This is a genomic window from Stenotrophomonas sp. FR024 (assembly GCF_047500745.2).
In the GTDB taxonomy this organism is placed as follows: domain Bacteria; phylum Pseudomonadota; class Gammaproteobacteria; order Xanthomonadales; family Xanthomonadaceae; genus Stenotrophomonas; species Stenotrophomonas maltophilia_A.
This window is the reverse complement of the sequence record NZ_JAXAXM020000024.1, coordinates 45992-56258: the sequence shown is the minus strand read 5'-3', so window position 1 is coordinate 56258 and position 10267 is coordinate 45992. Positions and strand designations below refer to the sequence as shown.

Genomic DNA, 10267 nt, shown 5'->3' with positions numbered 1-10267 from the left:
GTTGGCGCCATGGATGGCGCCATCGAGCCCCCATGGATGGGTTTACGGCGTGTCCTGCCAACCCACACCACCCCAGCCAACAAGCAAAACTCCCAGAGCCGGCTGTTGTCGTTGCCTCTGCAGGTGCAGGGCCGCAGGCCCTGCCGACCCACCCTAATCCTCGACCGGGAAGTCCTCGATCGGCTTCAGCACATCATAGTGCTCGCGATGCAGCTTGCCCTTCAGCTTCGGCAGCTCCGGCAACGGTGCATCCACCCGCGTGTCCGGCAACCGGTCCAGCAGGTTGCGCACCAGCGTCAGCCGACCCAACCGCTGGTCGTTGAAATCCACCAGCGTCCACGGCGCCGCCTCGCGATGCGTCGCGCGCAGCATCGCCTCGCGGGCCTCGGTGTAGGCGCTGTACTTGCTGCGGGATTTCAGGTCCACCGGGGAGAGCTTCCAGCCCTTCAGCGGATCGAGGTGGCGCTCGGCGAAGCGTTTTTCCTGCTGTTCCTGATCCACGCACAGCCAGTACTTGAACAGCAGGATGCCGTCGTCCACCAGCAGTTGCTCGAATACCGGCGCCTGATGCAGGAACTGCTGGTACTCGGTTTCGCTGCAGTAGCCCATCACCCGCTCCACGCCGGCACGGTTGTACCAGCTGCGGTCCATCAGCACGATCTCGCCGGCGGCCGGAAGATGCGAGGCATAGCGCTGGAAATACCACTGGGTGGCTTCGCGGTCGGTGGGCCTGGGCAGTGCCACCACCCGGCATTGACGCGGGTTGAGGTGCTGGCTGATGGCCTGGATCGCGCCGCCTTTGCCTGCGGTATCACGGCCTTCGAACAGCACCAGCAGGCGTTGCCCGCTGTGCTGCACCCAGCGCGCCATCGCGGTCAGTTCCAGCTGCAGCGGCAGCAGCAGTTCGTCGTAGTCCTTGCGCTTGAGCTTGGCCATCATCACACCACGCGGGGAGGGAGCCCGAGCGTAGCGCAGGGATCGCTCAGGCGATGTCGAGGCCCTGCCAGCCATGCTCGCCGGCCAGTCGCTGCAGCAGCGCCGACAGGTCGCGGGCGAAGCTGGCCATGTCGAACAATCCACTGCGCTCGCGTGCCTGCGCCAGCTCGGCGTGCAACGCTGCCAGTGCTGCCGGGTCGTTGCCCAGCGCGCTGGCGGTGGCGATGAATGCCGCATCGTCGGCGACATTCATCCGTGCCAGCCCCAGATGGTGATTGAGGCTGCCGGCCACGCGCGCGGCGAAGGTGTCGCCGGGGCAGGTCAGCACCGGGCAGCCGGCCCATAGTGCGTCGGACGCGGTGGTGTGCGCGTTGTACGGATGCGTGTCGAGGAACAGGTCGGCCAGCGGATAGCGAGCCAGGTACTGCGGATGTGGCAGCTTGGCCATGAACACCAGGCGTGCCGGATCCAGGCCAGCGGCCTGTGCGGCGCTGCGCAGGCGCGCGTCGGCCTGGCCGGGACCGGACAGCAGCCACAGCACGCTGCCGGGCACCGCCTGCAGCACCGCGAAGGCGCGGCCCATGCTGCGTGGATTGAGCTTGTAGCTGTTGTTGAAGCAGCAGAACACCACGCCCTGTTCGGGCAGGCCGCACTCGGCCCGGGACGGTGCCAGTTCCAGCAAGCGGGTGTTGTCCGAGGGCTGGAACGCACGCGGCAGGCGCAGTACGCGCTCGCTGTAGTGGGGTTCCAGTGACGGCGGCAGAACGAAGCTGTCGCCGATCACCGCATCCATCCACGGCGCACCGGACGTGCCGGGATAGGCCAGCCAGTTCAACTGCAGCGGGGCAGGGCGCATCGCCAGCACTTCCGGCGTACCGCCGCCGCCCCAGCCGCGCAGGTCGAACAGCAGGTCGATGCCCTGTGCGCGGATGCGTGCAGCAGTGTCTGCATGGCGCAGCGCGGCCACATCATGCAGCTGCGTGGCCACCTGCAGGCGCTGGCGGATGCGGCTGCCGTCATCGTGGTTCAACGCGAACAGGTGCAGCTGCAACGCCGGGTCATGACGCAACTGCTCGAACAGGGCCACGGTCAACAATCCGGTGGGATGGGCGCCGAAACCATTGGAAAGGAAGCCGACCCGCAGCGGGCCCTGGGAACGCACCTTCACTGGCGGCAACGGCCGCACAGAAGCGGCAACGGCGGATGCACGGGCACGCGCGCAGGCCAACTGCTCGGCTGCGCTGGCATCTTCGCTGAGGAACGCGAACGGTTCGACCACGCCCTGCCCAGAGGCAAGTGCACCACGTACCTGTGCCGCCAGCACGTCCACGTCCTGCCAGTCGCACAGGCGACGCTGCCAGGCCAGGCGCTGGGCGGCGATATAGGGTTCGCCCGGCATCAGTGCATGCGCACGGCGATAGGCTGCCGCCGCGCCTTCGGCATCATCGGCATCTTCCAGCGCATGGCCCAGCCACAGGGCAATGCCCGGGTGCTGCGGGGCCAACGCCGAGGCCTGGCCGAGCAGTTTCGCCGCATCGGCATGCGCGCCGGCCATCCAGGCCACGCGGCCCAGCCGCGCCAGCGCTTCAGGGTGGTTCGGGCGCAGCTGCAGTGCACGGCGCGCGGCCTGCTCGCCGGCGGCTATGTCGCCGGCTTCCAGTTCCAGGTCCGCCAGCATCACCCAGGCGACGAAGTCGCCCGGCTGGCGTGCAATCGCCTGTTGCAGGTGCTGCCGCTGCTGCCAGGCCGACATGCGACTCAGCCCGCCGACAACTGGGCCAGGGCGTCGACCTGGTGCTCGTGGCTGAGCCGCTGCAGCAGCGGGTCGAGGTCGCCGGCCAGCACGTTGGGCAGGTCGTACAGGGTCAGGCCTTCCACGCGGTGGTCGGTGATCCGGCCCTGCGGGAAGTTGTAGGTGCGGATGCGTTGGCTGCGGTCACCGCTGCCCACCTGCAGGCGCCGCGACTCGGCCTGCGCCGCGTCCTGGCGCTGGCGCTCGGCATCGAGCAGCTGTGCCTTCAGGCGCTTCATCGCCTTGTCGCGGTTGGCGTGCTGGCTGCGCTCGGTCTGGCATTCCACCACCACGCCGGTCGGCACGTGGGTGATGCGGATGGCCGATTCGGTCTTGTTGACGTGCTGGCCGCCGGCACCGGACGAACGAAACGTATCCACCTTCAGGTCGGCCGGGTTGATGACGATGTCATCAACCTCATCGGCCTCGGGAATGATCGCCACGGTGGCCGCCGAGGTATGGATGCGGCCCTGCGATTCGGTGGCCGGCACGCGCTGCACGCGGTGCGTGCCCGATTCGAACTTCAGGCGCGAGAACGCGCCACGCCCGACCACGCGCGCCACCACTTCCTTGAAGCCGCCATGCTCGCCCGGGCTGTCCGATTCGATCTCGACCTTCCAGCCCTGGCGCTCGGCGTAGCGGGCGTACATGCGGAACAGGTCGCCAGCAAAGATCGCGGCCTCGTCGCCGCCGGTACCGGCGCGCACTTCCAGGAACAGGTTGCCTTCGTCACGCGGGTCGCGCGGCACCAGCAGCAGCGCCAGCTCCTGCTCCAGTTCCTGCAGGCGCGCCTGTGCAGCAGCGATTTCCTCATCGGCCAGCTCGCGCAGGTCCGGGTCGGCGCGCATGCCTTCGGCGGCGGCCAGATCGGCCTTGGCACGGGCTTCATCGGCCAGGGCGATGGCGATCGGTTCAAGTTGGGCGAATTCGCGCGAAAGGTCGCGGAAACGAGTGTTGTCGGCGACCACATCGGGTTCGGCGAGCAGGCGTTCCAGTTCTTCGCGGCGCTCGGCCAGCGCTTCCAGCTTACGGCGCAGGGTCGGCGTCATCGGGTCTCACGGGTGGGTGGCGGTAACCCGGCGTGGCCGGGAACAGGCGCTCGGCGGCGCGGGTCAGGTCGGCATCGCCACTCAGCGCGGCCGCACGCAGGGCGGCGGTCGGCGGATGCAGCAGGCGGTTGGTCAGGCCGTGGGCAAGCAGCTCCAGCACTTCGTCGGCCGGCTTGCCGTTGGCCAGTTGCTGGCGTGCGCGCTCCAGCAGCTCGGCACGGGTGGCTTCGCCGAACGCGCGCAGCTGTCGCAGCGGCGCCTGGTGGGCACTGGCCTGCTGGGTCTCGACGAAGCGCGACACCTGAAGGTCGATGATCGCTTCGGCCTCGGCGGCCGCTTCGCGGCGACCACGGCGGTTGTCTTCCACCGCGCGTTCGAGATCGTCCACGGTGTAGAGGAAGGCGTCGTTGAGCGTGCCGACCTCGGCCTCGATGTCGCGCGGTACGGCCAGGTCGAACAGCAGCATCGGCTTGTGCCGGCGCGCGCGCAGGGCCTTGGCCACCATTTCGCGATGGATCACCGGTTCGCGCGCAGCGGTGGCCGAGAACACCACGTCGGCCTCACCCAGGTGGCGGTCCAGTTCGGTCAGCGGCAGCGCCACGCCACCATGTCGGCTGGCCAGTTCCTGCGCGTGGGCGAGGGTGCGGTTGGCGATCAGCAGCCGGCGTACCTTGCCTTCGCTCAGGTGCCGTGCAGCCAGTTCGATGGTCTCGCCGGCACCGACCAGCAGTACGGTGGAATCGTCCAGCCGCGCGAACGCGTTCTGCGCCAGGCGCACCGCAGCCGACGCCACCGATACCGGGTTGGCGCCGACCTGGGTATCGGTGCGCGCACGCTTGGCCACCGAGAAGGTCTGCTGGAACAGGCGGTCCAGGCGTTGGCCGAGCAGGCCATGGTCGCGCGCGGTCGACCAGGCATCCTTCACCTGGCCGAGGATCTGCGGTTCACCCAGCACCATCGAGTCCAGCCCGGTGGCGACCCGGAACAGGTGGCGCACGGCCTCGGCGTCAGCGTGCTGGTACAGGTAGCCCTGCAGGTCGCCGGCCTGGGTGTGCAGCCACTGGTCCAGCGCCTGTGCCGAATCGGCCACGGCGTACAGCTCGGTGCGGTTGCAGGTGGACAGCAGCACCGCCTCGGCGATCTGCGGAGTATCGCGCAGCGAACCGAGCGCGCGCGGCAACGCCTCACCGGCGAAGGCCGCGCGCTCGCGCAGCTCCACCGGTGCGGTCTGGTGATTCAGTCCGAGCACCCACAGGGTCATTGTTCAGTTGCTTGCGATAAGCTGCTGGCCATTGGACGACATTTTAAGGCCCCGATGCCGACGATGCCCGCATTGATTCGCATCCCCAGTGTTCTGCTGCTGTCCCTGGCCTGCAGCCAGGCCCTGGCGGCGGTGCCGGCCAAGGCCCCCGTGCGGGCTGCGGCCACTGAGGAACTGGCGCTGGAACCGGTGATGGCCGGTGAGTTCGCCCTGCAGGCCGGCAAGCTGGCCGAGGCCGCGCGCTGGTACCTGCAGGCGGCCCAGCAGACCGACGGCGACGCCGGCCTGGCCGAGCGCGCGACCCGCATTTCCATGCTCGCCAACGATGATGCCAGCGCCGCCAAGGGCCTGGCCCTGTGGCAGCAGCGCGCCCCGCGTTCGTTGACCATGCGCAGTGCGGCCGGTGCACTGGCCATGCGCCAGGGCGATGTGAAGGCGGCCCGCACCGAACTGCAGGGCCTGCTGGCCGACCCCGACGAGCGCGGCTGGAAGTTCGCCCTGGCCGCACTGATCGGTGGCGGCCGTGATCCGGCGGTGCCCGCGCAGGTGCTGGGTGAGCTGGTCGACGCCAATGCCATTCCGCCGAAGATCGAAGCCTGGCAGGAGTTTGGCCGCCTTGCCCTGCGCATGGAAAAGCCCGAGCTGGCCCGGCGCATGATCGATGAAGTGGTCAAGCGCTTCCCGGAAGAGCCACGTGTGGCGCTGCTGCGTGCCAGCCAGCTGCAACAGGCGGGCGAGACCGGCAAGGCGTTGTCGCTGCTGCACGATGTGGAGCCGAAGACCCGCCAGGACCCGGAGCTGCGCAATGCGGTGGCCATTGCCTATGACAGTCTCGGCCAGCCGTCCGCCGCCGAGCGCGTGCTGGCGTTCGGCCCGCAGGACGTGCAGACCTGGGGCATGCGCGCCTCGCTGCTGGCCAAGCAGGGCGACAAGGCCGCGCTTTCCAATCTCTACAACGAACTGTCGCGGCAGGCGGCCAAGCCGGACCCGGCGCAGCGCCTGCTGCTGGGCAAGATCGCCGAGTACCTGAAGCGTTATCCCGAGGCGGTGCAGTGGTACCACAGCGTGCCCGGTGGCGATGAGCTGAGCGAAGCGCGCCTGCGCGCAGCCAATGCCCAGGCCCTGGCCGGGCGCCTGCCGCTGGCGCTGGAAGAAGTGCATGCGATCCAGTCCGATGCTGTGGTCGACGACGATGTGCGCCGCGACGCCTACCTGCTGGAAGCCGAACTGCGCCAGCGCGCCGACGACAGCGCCGGTGAACTGGATGCGCTGGCCCGCGGCCTGGCCGCTTACCCGGATGACAACGGCCTGCTGTACGCCCGTGCGCTCACCTGGGAACGCCGCGACGACATCCCGCGCGCCGAGGCGGATCTGCGCAAGATCCTGGTGACCGAGCCGGAGAACGTGCCGGCTTTGAACGCGCTGGGTTACACCCTGGCCGATCGCACCGGCCGCCTGCAGGAAGCACTGGAGCTGATCGACCGCGCCCGCGTGGCCGAACCGGACAACGCCGCCATCGTCGACAGCTACGGCTGGGTGCTGTATCGCCTGGGCCGCAAGGAAGAGGCACTGGTGCAGCTGCGCCGGGCCTGGACCCTGGCCAAGGACCCGGAGATCGCTTCGCACGTTGGCGAAGTGCTATGGGTGCTGGGCAAGCACGATGAGGCCCGTCATTTCTTCGAGGAAGCGGCCAGGCTCGACCCTGAAAACCGCGCGCTGCTGCGCGCCCGCGAGAAATTCAATCCATGAGTGTTTCCCTGATCCGGCCGCTGCTGTTGGCGGCCGCGACCCTGGCGGTCAGCGCCTGCACCAGCGTGGGCACGCAGAAGATCCCGGCGCCGGCGGTGGTCGAGATCGTTTCGGCCGAAGCGGCGCAGGCCGAGGCCGCACGCGTGGCCGCGCTGCAGGCACAGCCGGACTGGGCCTTCCAGGGCCGGGTCGCGGTCAGCAAGGGCAAGGACGGTGGCAGCGGTCGCATCGACTGGAAGCAGGAAGGGCGCCGTTATGTGGTCGAGCTGAGCGCGCCGGTGACCCGGCAGAGCTGGAAGCTGACCGGCGATACCCATTCCGAAGCTGGCCGCCTGGAAGGGCTGGCCGGCGGTCCGCGCGATGGCGAGGACGCCCAGCAGCTGCTGCTGGAGGCGACCGGCTGGGACATTCCGGTCAACCAGCTGCCGGAGTGGATCCGTGGCCTGGTGGTCGGCGACGCCGCTGGCCCGGAAAAGGTCGAGCGCGACGGTGAAGGCCGGCCGCGTCGCATGCAGCAGATGGGCTGGCAGGTGCAGTACCTGGACTGGTACCCGGCCGAGGCCGGGCACCAGGCGTTGCCGCGCCGGATCGAAGCCAGCAATGGCGACGCCAAGGTACGCCTGCTGGTGGACCAGTGGGGGCAGGGCGCGCCATGAGCGGGGCAGTCGACGACGCGGGCTGGTCCTGGTGGCCGGCCCCGGCCAAGCTGAACCTGTTCCTGCACATCACCGGCCGCCGCGCCGACGGTTATCACGAGCTGCAGACCGTGTTCCGGCTGCTGGACTGGGGCGACCGCATCGGCCTGCGCCTGCGTGAAGACGGCCAGGTGCGCCGGCAGGGCGAGGGGCTGGCTGGCGTGGCCGAGGCCGATGATCTGGCGGTGCGTGCCGCGCGATTGCTCAAAGAAGTGGCAAATGTCGCGCAAGGTGCTGACATCGTCGTTGAAAAGCATGTATCTGCCGGTGGTGGCTTCGGCGGCGGTTCGTCCGATGCCGCCACCGTGCTGGTGGTGCTGAACCGCCTGTGGCGGGCCGGTCTGGACGAGGACGCGCTTGCCGCGCTGGGCCTGCGCCTGGGGGCGGACGTGCCGGTGTTCGTGCGCGGGCGCAATGCCTGGGCCGAAGGGGTGGGCGAGCGCCTGCAGCCGATCGCGCTGGAACCGGCCTGGTATGTGGTGGTTGAACCGGGCGTTCATGTTCCCACCCCGGCCCTGTTCGCAGACCCGGATTTGACGCGCGACAGCCCAGTGGCGAAAATAGAGGACTTCGCTTCCGGAACCCTGGTCGGGAACGCGTTCGAACCGGTGCTGCGCCGCCGTGAGCCTGCCGTCGAGGCAGCGTTCGCCGCGTTGAGCGATATCGGCACGGCGCGGCTGACCGGTTCGGGAAGTGGTTGTTTCGTCGAGTTCGCATCGCAGTCTGCCGCAGAGCAGGGACGGTCGAAGTTGCCGAAGGAGTTGCGGGCAAGGGTGGCAGCGGGCGTTGCGCGTTCGCCACTGCTGGATGCACTCGAGCAACACTGATTTATCAATGCAGGGGCGTCGCCAAGAGGCCCAAGGCACCAGGTTTTGATCCTGGCATTCGTAGGTTCGAATCCTACCGCCCCTGCCAATAGCGGCTGTGTCCGCGCCTTCCAGCGCATCGCCCGCGCGGGACGTGGAAACAACCGCGGTGTTGTCAGCAGCAAGGGTCCATCGGGGTCCTTGCCGACTCCGGATCCCCGCCACTCGTCCCCGCCCGAGACAATCATGATGCAAGAGTCCCCGAACCTGCTGGTCTTTTCCGGCAACGCCAACAAACGTCTGGCGCAGAACATCTGCAAGGAACTGGGGGTTCGCCCGGGCAAGGCGCTGGTCTCGCACTTCTCCGATGGTGAAGTGCAGGTGGAGATCGAAGAGAACGTCCGCAAGCAGGACGTGTTCGTGATCCAGCCGACCTGCGCGCCGAGCGCGGAAAACCTGATGGAACTGCTGGTGCTGATCGACGCGCTCAAGCGCGCATCGGTGGCCAGCGTGACCGCCGTGGTGCCGTACTTCGGTTACTCGCGGCAGGATCGCCGCATGCGTTCCTCGCGCGTGCCGATCACCGCCAAGCTGGCGGCGAAGATGTTCAGCACCGCTGGCGCTGATCGCGTGCTGACCGTCGACCTGCACGCCGACCAGATCCAGGGCTTCTTCGATATTCCGGTGGACAACGTGTATGCGTCCCCGCTGCTGCTGGCCGACATCTGGCGCGCCTACGGCACCGAGAACCTGATTGTTGTCTCGCCGGACGTGGGCGGCGTGGTCCGCGCCCGTGCGGTGGCCAAGCGCCTGGATGACGCCGACCTGGCGATCATCGACAAGCGCCGCCCGCGCGCCAACGTCTCCACCGTGATGAACATCATCGGTGACGTCGAAGGCAAGACCTGCGTGATGGTCGATGACATCGTCGACACCGCCGGCACCCTGTGCGCCGCTGCTGCTGCCCTGAAGGCGCGCGGTGCGCTCAAGGTCGCTGCCTACTGCACCCATGCGGTGCTGTCGGGCCCGGCGGTGGACAACATCACCAATTCCCAGCTCGACGAGCTGGTGGTGACCGACACCATCCCGCTGAAGGACGCGGCGCGGGTGTGCAGCAAGATCCGCCAGCTGAGCGTGGCGGAAATGCTGGCCGAAACGATGCGCCGCATCGCCTTCGGCGAGTCGGTCAGCTCGCTGTACGTCGACTGAGTTCTTCGCCCCTGCCGGCAACGGCGGGGGCATACCCGGATGCTTCTGGTCGCGGAAGCATCTTCAACCGCCACGCCGCAGGGCGCGGCAACAACCTGAGTAGTCGAAAATGTCGAAGACCCATGAAATCAAGGTCACCAAGCGTGAACTGCAGCGTAAGGGTGCGAGCCGCCGCCTGCGTCACGCCGGTGTGATCCCGGCCATCGTGTACGGCGGCAACGCCGAGCCGGTCGCCATCAGCCTGGACCACAACGAAATCTGGCTGGCCCAGCAGAACGAGTGGTTCTATGCCTCGATCCTGGACCTGAACCTGGATGGCCAGGTGCAGAAGGTCCTGCTGCGTGACATGCAGCGCCACCCGTACAAGCAGCTGATCATGCACCTGGACTTCCAGCGCGTGAACGAGAACGAAGCCCTGACCGCTTCGGTCCCGCTGCACTTTGTCAACGAAGACACCTCGCCGGCCGGCAAGGCTGCCGACGTCGTGGTCACCCACGAACTGAAGGAAGTGACCATCACCTGCCTGCCGAAGGACCTGCCGGAGTCGATCGAAGTCGACCTGGGCGAGCTGAAGGCCGGTGACGTGGTGTACCTGTCCGACATCAAGCTGCCGAAGGGCGTGGAAATCCCGGCCCTGGCGCTGGGCAAGGACCACGACGACGCCATCGTCACCGCTAAGGCCGGCAAGGCCGACGCGGCTGACGAAGAAGCGGCTGCCGCCGAGTAATACCGCTACGGTGCCTGCCTCCGGGCAGGCACCGTATTGGAAG

The 10267-nt window shown here is 68.2% G+C and carries 9 protein-coding genes and 1 tRNA gene; 6 read left to right on the top strand and 4 right to left on the bottom strand.

What is annotated here, in order from left to right; genetic code table 11:
• Positions 1 to 153 precede the first annotated feature (153 nt).
• Genes ppk2 through hemA form a run of 4 tightly spaced genes read right to left on the bottom strand, consistent with a single transcriptional unit; the run spans position 154 to position 5038 of the window.
• Complete coding sequence (gene ppk2, locus ACMZ91_RS19675; RefSeq protein ID WP_049462703.1) at positions 154 to 936, bottom strand: polyphosphate kinase 2; 783 nt, start codon at positions 934 to 936, stop codon at positions 154 to 156.
• Between the two features lie 46 nt (positions 937 to 982).
• Positions 983 to 2689, bottom strand: coding sequence for an O-linked N-acetylglucosamine transferase, SPINDLY family protein (locus ACMZ91_RS19670; RefSeq protein WP_049462695.1), 1707 nt, complete (start codon positions 2687 to 2689; stop codon positions 983 to 985).
• Between the two features lie 5 nt (positions 2690 to 2694).
• A complete protein-coding gene (gene prfA, locus ACMZ91_RS19665; protein WP_049462696.1) occupies positions 2695 to 3777 on the bottom strand; it encodes a peptide chain release factor 1 in 1083 nt (360 codons plus the stop codon).
• Positions 3755 to 5038: a glutamyl-tRNA reductase gene (gene hemA, locus ACMZ91_RS19660; protein WP_010481752.1), complete on the bottom strand. Its 1284-nt coding sequence runs from the start codon at positions 5036 to 5038 to the stop codon at positions 3755 to 3757. Before hemA ends, prfA begins: the two co-directional genes overlap by 23 nt.
• Before the next feature lie 63 nt (positions 5039 to 5101).
• On the opposite strand from hemA, the gene ACMZ91_RS19655 reads away from it, so the two are divergent.
• The 6 genes from ACMZ91_RS19655 (at position 5102) to ACMZ91_RS19630 (ending at position 10224) form a co-directional block, all read left to right on the top strand.
• Positions 5102 to 6787, top strand: coding sequence for a tetratricopeptide repeat protein (locus tag ACMZ91_RS19655; protein ID WP_177179528.1), 1686 nt, complete (start codon positions 5102 to 5104; stop codon positions 6785 to 6787).
• Complete coding sequence (lolB, locus tag ACMZ91_RS19650; RefSeq protein ID WP_049462698.1) at positions 6784 to 7443, top strand: lipoprotein insertase outer membrane protein LolB; 660 nt, start codon at positions 6784 to 6786, stop codon at positions 7441 to 7443. Before ACMZ91_RS19655 ends, lolB begins: the two co-directional genes overlap by 4 nt.
• Positions 7440 to 8309, top strand: coding sequence for a 4-(cytidine 5'-diphospho)-2-C-methyl-D-erythritol kinase (gene ispE, locus ACMZ91_RS19645; RefSeq protein WP_049462699.1), 870 nt, complete (start codon positions 7440 to 7442; stop codon positions 8307 to 8309). Before lolB ends, ispE begins: the two co-directional genes overlap by 4 nt.
• Positions 8310 to 8320: 11 nt before the next feature.
• Positions 8321 to 8397: transfer RNA gene (locus ACMZ91_RS19640), tRNA-Gln, on the top strand.
• A 140-nt stretch (positions 8398 to 8537) separates the two neighbouring features.
• Positions 8538 to 9497: a ribose-phosphate diphosphokinase gene (locus ACMZ91_RS19635; protein WP_005415400.1), complete on the top strand. Its 960-nt coding sequence runs from the start codon at positions 8538 to 8540 to the stop codon at positions 9495 to 9497.
• Positions 9498 to 9606: 109 nt separating this feature from the next.
• Complete coding sequence (locus ACMZ91_RS19630; RefSeq protein WP_005415401.1) at positions 9607 to 10224, top strand: 50S ribosomal protein L25/general stress protein Ctc; 618 nt, start codon at positions 9607 to 9609, stop codon at positions 10222 to 10224.
• The last annotated feature ends 43 nt before the right edge of the window (positions 10225 to 10267 follow it).